Raw genomic sequence first — 17,078 nt, forward strand, 5'->3', positions numbered from 1 at the left:
GGCCCGTTGTAGGTCACGACGGGAGGCAGTCTCGCGGGTACCGTCAATCCGCATGACCGCATCCAGAAGAGTCAGACGCGTCCTTGTCACCGGAGCTTTGTCCCTCTCGACCGTCGGTTTGCTGGCGGTGGGTCCTGCGGCAGCTGCGCCGAGCACCATTCCGTTCCAGGTCAGTCCCTTTATCCCGCTGGTCGAGCTGCCCACTCCCAGACTGGCCGCGACAGTGGGCGAACAACCGGGCGTCGCTACTTTGAGTGTGCTCAGGACTCCCGAATCCGGAAACCCTCACAGCGCGGTTGTCCACTGGGTCAGTCTCGCCACCGGCGCATCAGGGTCCGCGTCGTTTCCGACATTGAACGCCGCGCCCGTGACCATCCATCCGGGCGCAGGTCAGGTAGTTGCCTTCGTCGACCCGCAGGCGATCGCGACGCCAGGCTTCGGGACCTTCTTCGTTCCCTGATTCGCTAGGTCTGCCCGACAGACCCCCGACGACAACGCGGGCGCCCCGGTCATGTGACCGGGGCGCCCGCATTCGTTTGTGTCTGGCTCAGCCCAGGCCGTTGCGCGCCTTCGGGAAGCGCGTCTGGTTCGCCACCCAGCCGGCCATCTTCCGCCAGTGCCCGACACGCGGGGTGGCGATGCTGGTGATGGAGCGCTCCCACTCGGCGGCGGTCACGTTGTCGACCGCGGCCACCACGGCGTTCGCGGTCGCGAGGTCGTCGACCACCTGATCGCCGAGGACGCCGTCGGCGCCGACGAGGGTGATGCGCACGCCGTCGAGACCGACCGGCTGGATCACCGCCGAGGCCGATCCGCCGTGCTCGGCGACGAACTTCTTCACCGCGGCGAGGGTCCGCGGCGGCAGCGATACGGCCGGAGCGCTCGCGCCGGAGTCCTGGGTGTCCACAGTCATGGCGTCAGAATACTGGAGAGTAGAAATAGGGTCATGCGCGCAATCACCGTGACCGAGTTCGGCGGCCCCGAGGTACTCCGAATGTCCGAGATCCCCGACCCGGTACCGGGCGATGCCGATCTGCTGGTCCGCACGGACGCGATCGGTGTGAACTACATCGACACCTACTACCGGACCGGCGCCTATGCCGTCGAGCTGCCGTACGTCCCCGGGCTCGAGGGCAGCGGCGTCGTCGAGGCCGTCGGCTCCGACGTCGCAGGAGTCCGCGTCGGCGACCGGGTGGCGTGGTCCTCCGCACCGGGCAGCTATGCGGAGAAGGTCGTGGTGCCCGCCGCGGTGGCGGTGCCGGTGCCCGACGGCGTCGACGCCCCCGTCGCCGCCTCGGTGCTCCTGCAGGGCATGACCGCGCACTACCTGATGAACTCGGTCTACTACGTCGAGCCCGGCGACACCGTGCTGGTGCACGCGGGCGCCGGCGGGGTCGGCCTGGTGCTGACGCAGCTCGCGGTCGCGCGGGGCGCTCGCGTGATCACCACCGTGTCCTCGGACGAGAAGGAGCTGCTGTCCCGGGAGGCAGGCGCCGCGGAGGTGCTGCGCTACACCGACGACCTCGCGGAGCGGGTCAGGGCGCTCACCGACGGCGAGGGCGTGGCCGCGGCGTTCGACGGTGTCGGCGCGGACACCTTCGAGGCCAGCCTCGCGTCGGTCCGGATCCGGGGCACCGTCGCGCTGTTCGGGGCGGCCAGCGGACCGGTGCCGCCATTCGATCCGCAGCGGCTCAACCCGGCAGGCTCGCTGTTCCTGACCCGCCCGACCCTTGCGCACTACACCCGCGACCGCGACGAACTGTTGTGGCGCTCGGGCGAGGTGTTCGAGGCGATCCGGGACGGCTCCGTGAAGATCCGGGTCGGCGCGCAGTACCCGCTCGATCAGGCCGAGCAGGCGCACGACGACCTGCAGGGCCGCCGCACCACCGGGTCGATCGTGCTGGTCCCCTAGCCTCGGGCCAGGAAGGCCACGAGGGTTTCGGCCAGCGCCCGACGCGCGACATCGAGTTCCGACGTGAAGCCGAGCTGGCGCTCGCTGCTCAGGCCTCGCACGGCCGCCGGGAGCAGGCAGCGCACCTGGTACAGCTTGGCCGGATCGAGGTCGAGGCCCTCCATCAAATAGTCGAAGCCCTGAATCCAGTCGTGCTCCCGGGCTGCGAGGGCCGCCGCCGTCCTCGGGTACTCGGCGGCTATGTCCGAGCGTCGCGGGGGCAGCAGGGTGCGCAGCGCGGTGAGCGCCCGCCCCTCGGTGGTGTCGAGGTAGGTCCACACGGAGTCGATGGCTCCCACGACACGCTCGCGCAGCGAGCCGGTCCTTGCGGGCCACGGACCAGGGAGCTCGGCCCAGCTGCGAGCGTGGATCTCGGTGACGACGGCGACCCACAGGCCGTCCAGGTCCCCGAACTGGTGCTGGACCGTGCCCCAGGTGACGCCTGCCTCCTTGGCGACACGATTCGCGGAGACCGGCTCGCTGCCACTGTCGGCCAGGCAGGCGATGGCCACGTCGAGCAACCGCGCCCTGGTCTCCAGGCCGCGCTTGTTCAGCCGCGTCCCTGCGGCCGACAGCGTGACCTGGGACGGAACCGCCACCCGCCACTGCTCCAGCGCACGGGCCGCCTGGGGAGACTCGCTCGTCATGACCCGGTCCGTCCTACGTGAAGGGTGCGCGCGAGACCGGGATCGACGCTCCCGGTCTCGCGCGCAGTTTACCGGCGGCCGCTCAGGCGAACCGTCCCGCGTTCGCCGCGACCGCCCTGCGCAGCGGCGGCCGATCGGCGCGGTAGGCCGCCACGACGGGCGCGAGTTCCTGGGGACTCGCCCCGTGCATGATGACCGAGTGCACGCCCAGGTCGAACTGCCTGGAGATGGTCTTCGCACAGTCCTCGGGCGATCCCGAGGCCGCCGAGGCCAGCCATTCGGCCGGCATCATGGCGTCGAGCTGCTCCAGGGTCTCGACCGATGCACTGGCGTCGATGGGACCAACGGCGGCCGCGTTCGTGAACAGCTCGGTCTGGCGGATCCGCTCCCACACGGCGGGGTCCCACCCGTTGGCGCGGATCAGGACGTCGGCATAGGCCTGCAGGTAGGTCACGAGCCGCCCGGCCCGGCGGCGCAGGCGGTCCTCCTCCGCCAGGGTGTCGCTGACCGTCGCGAGACAGGCCCAGATGCGGACGCTGTCGGGGTCCTTGCCCGCCCGCTCGGCACCGCGACGCACGGCCTCGACCGACGCGACCGTCGCCTCGTCCGAGAAGAAGGTGTGCAGGATGACGTAGTCGCAGATCTCGCCCGCGAGTTCCATCGTCTTGGGGCCGACCGCGACCATGCCGATCGGCGGCGCGTCCGCCAACCCGTTCAGGTGGCGCAGCACCGGCCACTTCCCCGCGGGCCCGTCGTGATTCAGGATCGTCTCGCCGTCCCACAGCCGACGCAGGATGCCGATGAAGTCGCGCAGCCGGGCCTCGGTCACCACGGAAAGGCCGACGGCCTGCCAGTAGGCGGCCATCCCCCGGCCGAACGCCATGGAGAAGCGCCCCTCGGTCAGCGCGTGCATCGTCGATCCGATGGTCGCGGTGACGGTGGGATGCCGGGTGTGGTGGTTGGTCGACGGGGCGATGCCCAGGCTGGTCGTGGCACCCGCCACCGCGCCGGAGAGGACCCCCGCGTCCTTGACCGTGAACCGCTCGCCGATGTGGCAGGAGCCCAGACCGAGCTCCTCCGCCGCGCGGGCCTCGGGCAGGACCACCCGCGCGTCCGCCGGGTGCCGGGTCACGGCGTAGTAGCCGAGCTCGTTCAGTTGCTCGCTCACGGGGCCGCCACCTCCAGGCCGTCGAGGAGGCTCTCGAACAGCGGCCTGTGGTGCAGCAACGACTCGATGTCGTCGGGGCGTTCGGCCTCCCCGAAGTGGATGGCCCGCGCGCCGGTGCGCAGGAACAGGATTCCCCAGCTGACCGCGCTGTGGACGTGGTACCAGAGCAGGTCGCCGACCGGGGCGCCGGTGAGCTCGGTGTACCGGGCCACGATGTCCTCCTCGCGCATGAAGTCCGGCATGCCGGGCATGCCGAAGCGGGTGGTCATCGACTCGAAGACCCGGTGCGCGAAGATCAGCCAGGACAGGTCCAGCTCGCGCGGGCCGATGCTCGCCATCTCCCAGTCCAGGACGCCTACCGGCTCGAAGTCGACGTACATCACGTTGCCGAGACGGGCGTCACCCCAGGTCAGCACCGCCTCGGTCGTGTCTGGGAGGTTGGACTCGAGCCAGCTCAGGCCGCGCTCGATCAGCGGCGAGCGCTCGAGGTCGCGGACGGCGAACTCGTACCAGGCGCGGGTGCGCGCGAGGTTGCGTTGCAACGCGGTGGCGCCGGGGTATTTCGGGTCGAGGAAGGCGAAGGTCTCGTCCGCCGCGGGGATCGCGTGCAGGCCCGCGAGTGCCTTCACGGTGCTGTCCTGCAGGCGCCGCTGATCCTCTGGCGACGCGTCGAAGAGCCAGTTGCCGCCGAAGTTGTACGGCATCACGTCGGGCGGGACGACGCCTGCGAGGCGGTCCATCAGGAAGAACGGCGTACCCAGCACATCACCCGACGGCTCCATGAAACCCACCCGCGGTACGGGGACGTCACTCAGCTCGCCGATGATCCGCATCGTGTCGTACTGGTCCTGCAGCGCGTAGTTCTCGAGGACCGGGAAGTCCTGGGCCGACGGCACGACTCGGGCCACGTACTCGGCGGTGCGCTCCTCGCCGTCCTCCCGCCAGGACGCGTCGAAGACGAGGGTCTCGGAGGACATGCCGTTGGCGTCGATCCCGGAGTGCAGGGAGACGGTTGGCTCCGCCCCCACGGGGAGCTTCGTGGCCAGCCATCCGGCCAGGGCGGCCGGCACGGCGGTCATGTCCCGGCTCGTTCGCTGCATCTTCATGTCATCCGGCGGCTGGGCGTGCGTCACATTTCCTCCCGAGTGTTACCTGCGTTACATCGACGACGCCATCTTTCGGCCACGTGAGTGCAATTGTCAATGAACCCTCTCAAAGATTGACACCGCGCAGGGGCCTCACTATCTCCATACGACGTAAAGAGATGGGCCTTTACGGCGTATAGAAGCCGTTGCCAGAGAGAGTATTTGCAGTTCAGAGCGATTCCGTTCGCTCGATCGCGCCGCAGCGGCGGACGCCCGCCACCGACGTCCAGAGCAGGTGCGAGCAGGTGGACCTGTACGACAGGGGGCAGGCTTAACTGCCCCGTACCCAGGGCTGGGCGCGGGCTGGGGTGCGCGACGGTGACCTCGTGGGCCGAGGAACTGTGGGGGTTCTACCTTCGGCGGAACGGCCTGCTCGTCGGGGCCGCCGAACCCGATCGGCCCTCATGTGGCCGTGGATCGAATAGCCCAGGCGTCGGACCAACGTCGACAACTGCCGCAACGGGAGGCATGCCAATTCGCCGAGTCAACGGGACTCGGGAAAGGGGGGCGATAGGGACGACGCGAGCGCCCCGAGATCAGCTGAAGAAGGAGCCGATCGTGTTCATGCCGAGCACCGAGTCCACCGCGAGCCCGCAGAACACCACGGCGAGGTAGTTGTTCGACTGCAGGAACAGGCGCAGCGGCTTCACCGGCTCGCCGCGGCGCACGCCCGCGTACAGCTGGTGCGCCATCAGCAGGAACCAGGCGCCTGCGACCAGGGCGATGGCGGCGTAGACGACACCGGCCGCGGGCACGAGTGCCAGCGTGGTCAGCACGGTCAGCCAGGTGTAGACGAGGATCTGCTTGGTGACGCGTTCCTCGGTCGCGATGACCGGGAGCATCGGCACGCCCGCCGCCTTGTAGTCCTCCTTGTAGCGCATCGCGAGCGCCCAGGTGTGCGGCGGCGTCCAGAAGAAGATGACCAGGAACAGCACGATCGGCTCCCAGCTGATCGAGCCCGTGACCGCGGCCCACCCGACCATGACCGGCATGCAGCCGGCTGCACCGCCCCAGATCACGTTCTGCCAGGTCCGACGCTTGAGCACCATCGTGTACACGAGCACGTAGAACGCGATGGTCAGCACGATCAGCACGGCCGCCAGCAGATTCGTCGCCCACCACAGCCACGCGAAGGAGCCGGCGCCGAGGAGCAGCCCGAAGACGAGCGCGTGCGAGGTCGGCACCGCGAGGCGGGCCAGCGGCCTGCGGGCGGTGCGCTTCATCATCTTGTCGATGTCCGCGTCGACCACGCAGTTGAGCGTGTTGGCGCTGGCCGCACCCATCCAGCCGCCGAACAGCGTGCTCAGGATGAGCGGGAAATCGACGTTGCCGCGATCCGCGAGCAGCATCGCCGGGATCGTCGCGACGAGCAGCAGCTCGATCACCCGCGGCTTGGTCAGGGCGAGATAGGCGAGAACCTTCCCGATCGCCCGACCCATGAGGGTGTCGGGCCTGTTCACCTGGGTGGGCTCGGAGCCACCAGCGAGACCGTGTCCGCCATGCTCCACAATCCGCACCATTTCTCCTTGCGACACGCGAGTGACCACCTGATCCTGTCGCGCACCGCTGCGCGCCTGACTTCGCACTACTACACAAGATGGTAGACGGCACGGCGAACAGATCCGAACCGCAGGTCGCACTTAGCCGGTTCCAGCACAGACCGGCCGGTCTCGACACGACCCGTCGTCCAATCGACCGGGATGCGCCCGAGCACTAGTGTTGTCGCGGAACTACCCTTGGCGTTACCGCGTCGCCGTACCCCACTGTCAGGAGACTTCTGCTCGTGTCGATCACAGACGAGATCCGCGTCCTCACCCAGCCGGTGCACCCCACCGACTGGACGGAGCTAGACACCAAGGCCGTGGACACCGCCCGTGTCCTCGCCGCCGACGCCGTGCAGAAGGTGGGGAACGGCCACCCCGGCACCGCGATGAGCCTCGCGCCGCTCGCGTACACGCTGTTCCAGCGCGTGATGCGGCATGATCCGTCGGACGCCGAGTGGGTCGGCCGCGACCGGTTCGTACTGTCCTGTGGCCACAGCAGCCTCACCCTGTACCTGCAGCTCTACTTGTCGGGCTACGGCCTCGAGCTGTCCGACATCGAGGCGCTGCGCACCTGGGGTTCGCTGACCCCCGGCCACCCCGAGTACGGCCACACGGTCGGTGTCGAGATGACCACCGGCCCGCTCGGCCAGGGCCTGGCCTCGGCCGTCGGCATGGCGATGGCGGCACGCCGCGAGCGCGGCCTGTTCGACCCGGACACCGCCGCGGGCGCCAGCCCGTTCGACCACAACATCTACGTCATCGCCTCCGACGGTGACCTGCAGGAGGGCGTCACCTCCGAGGCCTCCTCGCTCGCGGGCGTCCAGCAGCTCGGCAACCTCATCGTCTTCTACGACGACAACGAGATCTCCATCGAGCACGACACCGCCATCGCGTTCGGCGAGGACGTCGCCAAGCGCTACGAGGCGTACGGCTGGCACGTGCAGCGCGTTGAGGGCGGCGAGAACGTCTCCGCGATGCTCGACGCCGTCGCCGCCGCGCAGGCCGTGACCGACAAGCCGTCGATCATCGTGCTGCGCACCATCATCGGTTACCCGGCCCCGACCAAGATGAACACCGGCGACGTGCACGGCGCGGCGCTCGGTGCGGACGAGGTCGCGGGCGTCAAGGTCGCGCTCGGCTTCGATCCCGAGAAGTCGTTCGAGGTCGATCCGGCCGCGCTGGCGCACGCCCGCGAGGTCGCGGTCCGCGGCGCCGCCGCGCGTGCGGCCTGGGAGGCCGAGTTCGCGGCGTGGGCCGGTCGCGAGCCCGAGCGCAAGGCGCTCTTCGACCGCCTGCACGCGGGCGAGTTCCCCGCGGGCTGGACCGACATCCTGCCGACCTGGGAGCCCGACGCCAAGGGCGCCGCCACCCGCAAGGCCTCGGCCAAGGTGCTCAACGCGCTCGGCCCGATCCTGCCCGAGCTGTGGGGCGGTTCCGCCGACCTCGCGGGCAGCAACAACACCACCATCGACGGCTCGGATTCCTTCGGTCCGGCGTCGATCTCGACGAAGGACTGGACCGCGCAGCCCTACGGCCGCACCCTGCACTTCGGCATCCGTGAGCACGCGATGGGCTCGATCCTCAACGGCATCGCGCTGCACGGCCCGACCCGCCCGTACGGCGGAACCTTCATGGTGTTCAGCGACTACATGCGTCCGGCCGTCCGACTGGCCGCGCTGATGAAGACGCCCGCGATCTACGTCTGGACGCACGATTCCATCGGCCTCGGCGAGGACGGCCCGACCCATCAGCCGATCGAGCACCTCGCCGCGCTGCGCGCGATCCCGAACCTCGCGGTGATCCGTCCCGGTGACGCCAACGAGACCGCGCACGCATGGAAGACGGCCCTGGAGAACAAGACCGGGCCGACCGCGCTCGCCCTGACCCGCCAGGACATCCCGGTGCTCGAGGGCACCAAGGCCGGATCCGTCGACGGCGTCGCCCGCGGCGCGTACGTCCTGGCGGAGGCCTCCACCGGTACCCCGGAGGTCATCCTGCTGGCCAGCGGCTCCGAGCTGTACCTGGCCGTCGAGGCCAGGGAGGCACTCGAGGCCGAGGGCATCGGCACCCGGGTCGTCTCGGTCCCCTGCCTGGACTGGTTCCAGGAGCAGGACCAGGAGTACCGCGACTCGGTGCTGCCGCCTGCGGTCCGCGCCCGCGTCTCGGTCGAGGCCGGCATCGCGATGCCGTGGTACCGGATCATCGGCGACGCCGGTGAGGCCGTCTCCATCGAGCACTTCGGTGCGTCCGCCGACCACAAGACCCTGTTCCGCGAGTTCGGATTCACGGCCGAGGCCATCACCGCCGCGGCTCGCCGCACCCTCGACCGAGTGAAGGGATGACCTCGATGAGCGAATCAGTACAGAACGCCAACCTCGCCGCGCTGTCGAAGGCCGGGGTGTCGGTGTGGCTCGACGACCTGTCCCGCGGCCGCCTCGAGTCCGGCAACCTCGCGGCGCTGGTCCGGGAGAAGAGTGTCGTCGGTGTCACCACCAACCCGACGATCTTCCAGGGCGCCATCACCAAGGGTCACGAGTACACGATCCAGCTCAAGGAGCTCGCGGGCCGGGGCGCCAACGTGGATGACACGGTCCGCGCCCTGACCACCGACGACGTCCGCGACGCCTGCGACGTGCTGGCCCCGCAGTTCGAGGCCAGCGCCGGGGTGGACGGCCGCGTCTCCATCGAGGTCGATCCGCGACTGGCCCACGAGACGGACGCGACCGTCGCGCAGGCGATCGAGCTGTGGAAGATCGTCGACCGCCCGAACCTGCTCATCAAGATCCCGGCCACCCTGGCCGGGCTGCCCGCGATCACCCGGGTGATCGCGGAGGGCATCAGCGTCAACGTCACGCTGATCTTCTCGGTGGAGCGGCACCGGGCGGTGATGGACGCGTACCTGGCCGGCCTCGAGGCCGCGAAGGCAGCGGGCCACGACCTCTCCCAGATCCACTCCGTCGCCTCGTTCTTCGTCTCCCGCGTGGACTCGGAGATCGACGCCCGCCTCGAGGCCATCGGCACCGAGGAGGCGCTGGCCCTGCGCGGCAAGGCCGGGCTCGCGAACGCGCGCCTCGCCTACGCCGCGTACCAGGAGGTCTTCGAGGGCGGCAGCACCTACGCGGCGCTGGCTGCCGCGGGTGCCCGCGTGCAGCGTCCGCTGTGGGCCTCGACCGGCGTGAAGAACCCCGATTACTCCGACACGCTCTACGTGACGGAGTTGGTCGCACCGAACACGGTGAACACCATGCCGGAGAAGACGATGGAGGCGGTAGCCGATCACGGCGTCATCACCGGCGACACCATCACCGGCACCGCCACCGCCTCGCAGCAGGTCTTCGATGCGCTCGCCGCGGCCGGCGTCTCGCTTCCCGAGGTCTTCGAGAAGCTGGAAACCGAAGGAGTCGACAAGTTCGAGGTCTCCTGGAATGAGCTTCTCGAAGCCATTTCCGGGGAGCTCGCGGCCGCGTCCGACAAGGGCTGAGCCGGTGCCGGGCACGGGCTCCGCGCCGCGGTGGGACAACCCACTCCGGGACGAGAGGGACAAACGACTACCGCGTATCGCGGGCCCGTGCGCACTGGTGATCTTCGGGGTCACCGGCGATCTCGCACGCAAGAAGCTGATGCCGGCCGTGTACGACCTGGCGAACCGGGGCCTGCTGCCGCCCGGCTTCGCCCTGGTCGGGTTCGCCCGCCGGGACTGGGCGGCCGAGGATTTCGGCAAGGTCGTCCACGACGCGGTCAAGCAGCACTCCCGCACTCCGTTCCGTGAGGAGATATGGGAGCGGCTCGCCGAGGGAATCCGGTTCGTGCAGGGCAGTTTCGACGACGACGCGGCGTTCATCGAGCTGACCAAGACCCTCAAAGAGCTCGACGAGGAACGCGGCACCGGCGGCAACCACGCGTTCTACCTCGCGATCCCGCCCGCCGCGTTCCCCACCGTGTGCGAGCAGCTGTCCAAGTCCGGGCTGGCGCAGCCGGTGGAGGACCAGTGGCGGCGGGTGGTCATCGAGAAGCCGTTCGGGCACGACCTGGAGAGCGCCAAGGAGCTCAACGCGGTCGTCAACACGGTCTTCCCCGAGGACTCGGTGTTCCGCATCGACCACTACCTCGGCAAGGAGACGGTGCAGAACATCCTGGCGCTGCGGTTCGCGAACCAGCTGTTCGACCCGATCTGGAACGCGCACTACGTCGACCACGTGCAGATCACCATGGCCGAGGACATCGGGCTCGGCGGCCGGGCCGGCTACTACGACGGCATCGGTGCCGCGCGCGACGTCATCCAGAACCACCTGCTGCAGCTACTCGCCTTCACCGCCATGGAGGAGCCGGTCAGCTTCGAGCCCTCGGAGCTGCAATCCGAGAAGATCAAGGTGCTCTCCGCGACCAGGCTCGCGGAGCCCCTCGACGAGACCACCGCGCGCGGTCAGTACGCGGGTGGGTGGCAGGGCGGCCAGCAGGTGGTCGGACTGCTCGACGAGGAGGGCTTCTCGAAGGACTCCACCACCGAGACCTTCGCCGCGATCACCCTCGAGGTGGACACCCGCAGGTGGGCGGGCGTCCCGTTCTACCTCCGCACCGGAAAGCGGTTGGGCCGCAGGGTCACCGAGATCGCCGTGGTGTTCAAGCGAGCACCACACCTGCCGTTCGACAAGACCATGACCGAGGAACTCGGCCAGAACGCACTGGTGATCCGGGTGCAGCCGGACGAGGGCGTCACGATGCGGTTCGGCTCCAAGGTGCCCGGGTCCTCCATGGAGGTCCGCGACGTCAACATGGACTTCAGCTACGGCCAGGCGTTCACCGAGTCCTCCCCCGAGGCCTACGAGCGCCTGATCCTCGACGTGCTGCTCGGCGAACCGTCGCTGTTCCCCGTCAACGCCGAGGTCGAGCTGTCCTGGAAGATCCTCGACCCGGTGCTCGAGCACTGGGCCGAGTCCGGCAAGCCCGAACCGTACGAGGCCGGCACCTGGGGTCCGGAGTCGGCGCAGGAGATGCTCCGTCGCACCGGACGTGAATGGAGAAGGCCGTGATCATCGACATCCCCTCGACGACCACCGAGAAGATCAACAAGAAGCTCGTCGAGGTCCGCGAGACCGGCGGTGCGGTGACCCTCGGCCGGGTGCTGACCCTGGTCGTCTGCACCCTCGACAGCGAGAACGCCGAGGACGTGATCGACGCAGCCAACGAGGCGAGCCGCGAGCACCCGTGTCGGGTGATCGTGGTCGCGCGCGGCGACCGCTCCGGCGAGACCCGGCTCGACGCCCAGATCCGGGTCGGCGGCGACGCGGGCGCGTCGGAGGTCGTGGTACTGCGGCTCCACGGCGAGCTGGCCGACCACGAGAGCAGCGTGGTCGTGCCGTTCCTGCTCCCCGACACCCCGGTGGTGGCGTGGTGGCCCGACAAGAGTCCGCCCTTCCCCGCGCAGGATCCGGTGGGGCGGTTGGCGATCCGCCGCATCACCGATGCGACCGGGGCGCCGGACCCGCTGGCCACCATCAAGTCCCGGCTGCAGTCGTACACCGCGGGCGACACCGACCTCGCATGGAGTCGCATCACATACTGGCGGGCGCTGCTCACCTCCGCGCTCGATCAGCCGCCGTACGAGCGGATCGTCTCGGCGACGGTGTCCGGCCTCGCGGAGGAACCCGCCGTCGACATGATCGCCGGGTGGCTGGCCAGTCGCATCGACGGACCGGTCCGACGGGTGGCCGGCCCGCTGACGGTCGTGCTGGAGCGCGAGAGCGGGTCGGTGACCCTCAGCAGGCCGCAGACCGGTAAGACCGCGACCCTGAGCCGACTGGGCGCACCGGATTCCCTTGTCTCGCTTGCTCGTCGTGAAACCCGTGACTGCCTGGCCGAGGAGCTGCGCCGCCTCGACCCGGACGAGATCTACCACGCGGCGCTCGCCGGGCTGACGAAGGTGAACTATGAGTGACAACGTGAGCGTGCAGACCTACGGCGATTCCGAAGAACTGGTGACGGCCGCTGCCGCCCAGTTCGTCGACGTGATCGTCGCCGCCCAGGCCGAACGCGGCGAGGCCGCGGTGGTGCTCACCGGCGGCGGGAACGGTATCGGGCTGCTGCGCAAGGTTCGGGAGAACCCCGGCGCCGTCGACTGGTCCAAGGTCGACTTCTACTGGGGCGACGAGCGATTCCTGCCCCGGGGCCATCCGGACCGCAACGAGGTGCAGGCGCACGAGGCGCTGCTCGACCATGTACCGGTGACTCCTGCCCGCCTGCACCCGATGCCGTACGGCGACGGGCTGTACGCGGGTGACCCCGATGCCGCGGCCGTCGCCTACAGCCACCTGCTCAGCGCGCACGCCGGGTCGAACTCGATCCCCGAGTTCGACGTCCACCTGCTCGGCATGGGCGGCGAGGGCCACGTCAATTCGCTGTTCCCGGACACCGACGCCGTCCGCGAGGGCAAGCGGTTCGTCGTGGGGGTCACCGACTCCCCCAAGCCGCCCGCGCAGCGGGTGACCCTGACGCTGCCGGGCGTGCGGCGGGCCAAGCGCGTGTGGCTGCTGGTCGCGGGCGCGGACAAGGCCGAGGCCGTGTCCGCCGCGCTGACCGGTGCGAGGCCCGTTGACATCCCGGCCGCAGGTGCCGTCGGTTCCGAGTCGACCATCTGGATGCTCGACAAGGCCGCTGCGGCGAACCTGCCCGCGAGCTGACGCTCAGCCCTCATCCGGTTCGTCCTCCACCAAGGGAGGGCGGACCGGATGTATCTCGGGGACTCCCCACCCCTCGCGGGGCCCGATGGGCCTGCAGCCGGACCGGATCGCGGGTCGCGGCCTCGACCGCTTGTCGATCCCCCCGCGCCACGCTGCCGCGCCTGCACAGTCGGTCATCGCGGACTCCCTCCTCGGCCTGTTGCGGCCGTTGGGGAGTTTGACGCGGCGTCGGTGCGATCGGTTCCACCGTGAGGTCGAACCGGGAGCAGGTCGTTCCCCACTCATTGTCCGATTTCCCCAATCGACCACCCGGAATGGGGTTGGTCGGTAGGTTCCGAACGGTGACGACCTCCTCAGCACGACTCGACGACATCGATCGTCTGCTGGTCAACGAGCTCGTCGCCAACGCCAGGACCAAGCTCAGTGACCTTGCGACGAAGGTGCTGCTCTCGACCTCGGCAGTTCACGCCCGGGTGCACCGGCTCGAATCCCTCGGTGTGATCGAGGGCTATCACGCCGCGGTCGACCACGGGGCGCTCGGTTGCCACATCTCGGCATTTGTCGCGATCAGCCCGGCCGACCCCGCCGACCACGCCGGCCTGGCCGAACGGCTGGTCAAGTACCGGGAGATCGAGTCGCTCTACTCCCTCTCCGGCACCGCTGACTATCTCGCACTCGTCCGGGCCACCACAACGACCGCGCTCGGCGATTTCCTGCTCGAGGTCCGGGCCTCCCTGCGCGTCAACACCCAGGTCGGTGTGATCACGAAGGTCCATTGACGGCGTTCGGCAGCGAGTCCTGACGCGGAGGAGTTAGCGCAGGGCTGGCTCCAGCGTCGGCCAGGACCGTGTGAGTTCGTCTCGCCAGTAGGGCCAGTCGTGAACTCCCAGCGTTGTCGCGCTGCGCGTCACGTTCACGCCCTCGGCTTGCAGCCGCGCGGTGAGCTGATCGGTGCACAGATCGGAGCCGAACTCGAGAAGGCCTCCGACTGCCACCACTCGCGGGAGATCAGGCGTGTCGGCCGTTTCGTGGGGACCGGGAAGCCCCGAACCCGACGCCAGGTACACCGACGTGCCGCGGAGCTGTGGGGCTCCGGCAAAGACATCGTGCGACCGCCAGTCCGCGCCACCCACCGGACCCCACATCTGCCGCGGGTCGGCGTTTCCGTTGATCACCACCAGATTGGTAAAGGCCTCCCCGAGGTCACCGCTCGTCGTATAGCAACCGCTGTACCCGGCAACCGCGTCATAGAGGTTCGGCGTGCGTTCCGCCAGCATCACCGCGGCCTCTGCTCCCATCGAGATCCCGCCGATCGCGTTGCGCCCGTTGGTTTGGAATCGCGCGTCGATCAGGGGTGGTAGTTCCTTGGTGAGGAACGTCTCCCACTTCACCCGCCCGAACTTCGGATGATCCTGCTGCCAGTCGGTGTACATCGTGCCGGTGCCGCCTATCGGGAACACCACGTTGATGTTCTTGTCGGCGAAGAACGATTGGGCGTCGCCCTTGCCCGGTCCGAGCCAGTTGTTGTCGTCGACCCGGCCGGAATTGCCGTCCAGTAGATAGAACGTGCCGCGCGGCCGGGAGTTGTCCGCCGGCAGGAGAACCTTCACCGGTACCTGACGCTCCATGGCCGGGCTCGCGACCTGCAGCAGCACCAGACGAGCGGACAGTGGGGTCTCCGCTTCGATGGAAGGTGTCGCGTCGGCCGAAACCGGTACCCGCGGAGGCACCGCCTCACCTGCCCCAGCAGGTGCCGGTTCGACCAGCACGGACACCAGGACGACAGCCCAGGCCATCGCGGTGACCGCGCACCAAGGTCGGAGCCTTGACATCCGACTCAGATCTTCGCGATCAACGGTCAGGCTACGTGCGGGTCGTCGACCGGACCGTAACCCGACGAGTGGCCGCCGACGGGACGTGAGCGCTGAGTGATGTTGTCCGTGTACACAACTCATTGTCTTCCTCTCGCTTTCATGGCCGGTCGATCCTCAGGCCAAGGCTCACATGCCGACGCGATCGTGGCCCCCGCTCGGAGTGGGGCCACGACCGCGTCTATCACTGGTCCAGAGCCATCGTCACCCCGTGGGTGTGCCGCCGCTGAGCGTTACCAATGCGTTGACCACCAAGGTGCCGAGTGGCGCGCCGAAGCCCACGCTGCCCGCGATAGCGTCCGTGATCGATCCCATTTGTGACTCCTCTTGTTCTGTGTGGCGTGAGACTGTTGACAGGTTGATTCAGCCGGTCCGGCGGAGCTCGGGTTGACGCACACCGCCTCCGGTCACCTATTCGAAGAACCCCTCCATCGACCCGATGAAGGTCTCGAACAGGTGGTCGCCTGCGAATGCCGATCCGGTGATCGGGAGTACCCCGATGAGCAGGTCGTTGATCGAACCCATTTTCACTCCTTTGAGATGGCCTGTTGTCGGCCACACGAATCGGCGGCGACAAATGTGAATTGCTTGTTCGAGTCATCCCCACAAGAACGGGGATGCCCTGATTGATCCGAGCTTTGACGTGATGCGATCATCCGCCGAGCATTAATGGTTTCCGCATCGAACCTCAGCCCAATCCTCCGCCGATTCCCGCGACGGCATGCGTTTCAGGAATTCCGCGGGAGCTCTGTTGCGCCTTTCAGAAGACGAGGTTGAATCCGGTGGCGCTGGTCGGGCCGGTCTGATGACCGATGAAGTCAGCGGTGAATATTCCGGCGGGATGCGAGGCCGCCACGGCACCCGGCGCAGAGATCGTCACGTAGCCGCCCCCGAGAATTGTCGAAACCATCGACGCATTCCCGGTCAGGCAGTACTGGCCACTTGCGTTTGTGGTCGCGGTATAGGTAGTGGAGGTGCCTCCGACGAGGGTGCCTGTGACCGTCACGCCCGACCTCGGAACAGCGCCGGACGGGGTCCCCGACGGCGGGTGTGTGTCGACGAGCGCGGCGCCACTGTAGGCCGTCCCGCACAATTGGTATGCACCAGCCACCGGGTCAGGTGCTGCGTTCGCGATTCCCGTTCCGAGAAGCGCGACAGCGGAGGCCGATGCGGCAATTGCGAAGCCGAATCCACTCTTTCTCATACTCAGTCCTTTGCGAAGTCCATGGAGCCACCGGATGGCGACCCCACAAGCCCACTAGATTTCCCGAGAATTTAGATATGCCCTCAACCAGTTGGGACCCTTCGTGGTGCTCAGACACGGTACGACGGACGAATAGAAACGTGTTCTCGTTTATGACAGATTCCGAATCTGTTCCGTAGCACCAGCGGATCGGCCGGATTCGTTTCGGCAGTCGGCACCTCACCTCGCGACGATCTCCGCGACCGACACCACCCTTCCGGTGAGCTCCGCAACGAGTCCGAGCGCTGTCGCATGCCTGTCCTTCGTGTGGTCGGCAGTCGCCTCGACGGTGACGAAGCACTGCACGTCTCGCGCGAACGCGTCGAAGGTCGTCGCGAGGATGCCCGCCGACGCGAAGACACCCGCGACGACCAACTGGTCACGTCCGGTGCGGCGCAGCTCCTCGGCGAGGTCGGTCGCGAAAAAGGCGCTGTAACTGCGCTTCTTCACCCACGTCACCCCGGATTCGAGCGAATCGATCGCCGTCTCAGCAGATTGGCGCTCGGTCGGGCCCATCCCCCACAGCTCCCCGAGCAGGCCTCGCTGCGCCGGATCCGAAGCCGCACGGGGTGCGCTCCCGATCACAGGGACTCCCCGACCGACTGCCCAGTCCACCAGCCGCGAGGTCTCGGCGACCACCCTCGAGCGAACCCCATGCGCCAGCACGTCCACGTAGTAGGGCTGGAGGTCGTGCACGAGCAATGCCGACCGCTCGACCTCCACCGTCCAGCCCGGGCCTCCGGACATCGCGATCAGATCGCGCGCGTCATAATCCTCGACCGCCATGTCGAATGTCGCCACCGACGGACCGCCCCCCTCCCTCACCCGAACT

Annotated in this window: 16 protein-coding genes; 8 read left to right on the top strand and 8 right to left on the bottom strand. The window is 68.4% G+C overall.

Annotated features, from left to right (window positions below; translation table 11 throughout):
* Positions 1 to 52: 52 nt before the first annotated feature.
* The gene (locus tag RM1_RS13980; protein WP_072752038.1) at positions 53 to 460 is read left to right on the top strand and encodes a hypothetical protein; all 408 of its coding nucleotides are present in this window, start codon (positions 53 to 55) and stop codon (positions 458 to 460) included.
* An 87-nt stretch (positions 461 to 547) separates the two neighbouring features.
* On the opposite strand, the gene RM1_RS13985 is transcribed toward RM1_RS13980, so the two are convergent.
* The gene (locus RM1_RS13985; RefSeq protein ID WP_072752040.1) at positions 548 to 913 is read right to left on the bottom strand and encodes a hypothetical protein; all 366 of its coding nucleotides are present in this window, start codon (positions 911 to 913) and stop codon (positions 548 to 550) included.
* 33 nt (positions 914 to 946) lie between these two features.
* Here RM1_RS13985 and RM1_RS13990 point away from each other — a divergent pair, with 33 nt between their 5' ends.
* Positions 947 to 1,912 carry a quinone oxidoreductase family protein gene (locus RM1_RS13990; RefSeq protein ID WP_072752043.1) on the top strand — a complete coding sequence of 322 codons (966 nt, stop codon included), beginning with the start codon at positions 947 to 949 and terminating at the stop codon, positions 1,910 to 1,912.
* On the opposite strand, the gene RM1_RS13995 is transcribed toward RM1_RS13990, so the two are convergent.
* From RM1_RS13995 to RM1_RS14010, 4 genes are all read right to left on the bottom strand, one after another.
* Positions 1,909 to 2,598, bottom strand: a complete 690-nt coding sequence (locus tag RM1_RS13995; protein ID WP_083576721.1) for a TetR/AcrR family transcriptional regulator — start codon at positions 2,596 to 2,598, stop codon at positions 1,909 to 1,911. The two genes, RM1_RS13990 and RM1_RS13995, sit on opposite strands and share 4 nt — an antisense overlap.
* 82 nt (positions 2,599 to 2,680) lie before the next feature.
* Positions 2,681 to 3,766 (bottom strand): TIGR03857 family LLM class F420-dependent oxidoreductase, encoded by a 1,086-nt coding sequence (locus tag RM1_RS14000; RefSeq protein ID WP_072752045.1) that lies wholly within the window; start codon positions 3,764 to 3,766, stop codon positions 2,681 to 2,683.
* Positions 3,763 to 4,845 (bottom strand): phosphotransferase family protein, encoded by a 1,083-nt coding sequence (locus tag RM1_RS14005; RefSeq protein ID WP_245816325.1) that lies wholly within the window; start codon positions 4,843 to 4,845, stop codon positions 3,763 to 3,765. Before RM1_RS14005 ends, RM1_RS14000 begins: the two co-directional genes overlap by 4 nt.
* Positions 4,846 to 5,447: 602 nt before the next feature.
* A complete protein-coding gene (locus RM1_RS14010; RefSeq protein WP_072752047.1) occupies positions 5,448 to 6,431 on the bottom strand; it encodes a heme o synthase in 984 nt (327 codons plus the stop codon).
* Between the two features lie 263 nt (positions 6,432 to 6,694).
* Here RM1_RS14010 and tkt point away from each other — a divergent pair, with 263 nt between their 5' ends.
* The 6 genes from tkt (at position 6,695) to RM1_RS14040 (ending at position 13,911) form a co-directional block, all read left to right on the top strand.
* On the top strand, positions 6,695 to 8,797 hold the full coding sequence (tkt, locus tag RM1_RS14015; protein WP_027499723.1) for a transketolase: 2,103 nt from the start codon (positions 6,695 to 6,697) through the stop codon (positions 8,795 to 8,797).
* Positions 8,798 to 8,802: 5 nt separating this feature from the next.
* Positions 8,803 to 9,936 (top strand): transaldolase, encoded by a 1,134-nt coding sequence (gene tal / locus RM1_RS14020; RefSeq protein WP_072752109.1) that lies wholly within the window; start codon positions 8,803 to 8,805, stop codon positions 9,934 to 9,936.
* Positions 9,881 to 11,485: a glucose-6-phosphate dehydrogenase gene (gene zwf / locus RM1_RS14025; RefSeq protein ID WP_245816327.1), complete on the top strand. Its 1,605-nt coding sequence runs from the start codon at positions 9,881 to 9,883 to the stop codon at positions 11,483 to 11,485. Before tal ends, zwf begins: the two co-directional genes overlap by 56 nt.
* Positions 11,482 to 12,390 (top strand): glucose-6-phosphate dehydrogenase assembly protein OpcA, encoded by a 909-nt coding sequence (gene opcA / locus RM1_RS14030; protein ID WP_343286931.1) that lies wholly within the window; start codon positions 11,482 to 11,484, stop codon positions 12,388 to 12,390. Before zwf ends, opcA begins: the two co-directional genes overlap by 4 nt.
* Positions 12,383 to 13,132 (top strand): 6-phosphogluconolactonase, encoded by a 750-nt coding sequence (gene pgl / locus RM1_RS14035; protein WP_072752052.1) that lies wholly within the window; start codon positions 12,383 to 12,385, stop codon positions 13,130 to 13,132. Before opcA ends, pgl begins: the two co-directional genes overlap by 8 nt.
* Before the next feature lie 341 nt (positions 13,133 to 13,473).
* A complete protein-coding gene (locus RM1_RS14040) occupies positions 13,474 to 13,911 on the top strand; it encodes an Lrp/AsnC family transcriptional regulator (RefSeq protein ID WP_169922322.1) in 438 nt (145 codons plus the stop codon).
* Between the two features lie 33 nt (positions 13,912 to 13,944).
* Here the strand turns inward: RM1_RS14040 and RM1_RS14045 are convergent, their stop codons facing one another.
* The 3 genes from RM1_RS14045 to RM1_RS14050 all read right to left on the bottom strand — a co-directional run bounded on the left by RM1_RS14045 (position 13,945) and on the right by RM1_RS14050 (position 17,071).
* Complete coding sequence (locus RM1_RS14045) at positions 13,945 to 14,787, bottom strand: alpha/beta hydrolase (protein WP_245816329.1); 843 nt, start codon at positions 14,785 to 14,787, stop codon at positions 13,945 to 13,947.
* 976 nt (positions 14,788 to 15,763) lie between these two features.
* Complete coding sequence (locus tag RM1_RS26155) at positions 15,764 to 16,207, bottom strand: hypothetical protein (protein ID WP_143069442.1); 444 nt, start codon at positions 16,205 to 16,207, stop codon at positions 15,764 to 15,766.
* A gap of 219 nt (positions 16,208 to 16,426) precedes the next feature.
* Positions 16,427 to 17,071, bottom strand: coding sequence for an isochorismatase family protein (locus tag RM1_RS14050; RefSeq protein WP_143069443.1), 645 nt, complete (start codon positions 17,069 to 17,071; stop codon positions 16,427 to 16,429).
* Positions 17,072 to 17,078: the final 7 nt, after the last annotated feature.

The organism is Rhodococcus maanshanensis NBRC 100610 (assembly GCF_001894865.1).
GTDB lineage: Bacteria > Actinomycetota > Actinomycetes > Mycobacteriales > Mycobacteriaceae > Rhodococcus_G > Rhodococcus_G maanshanensis.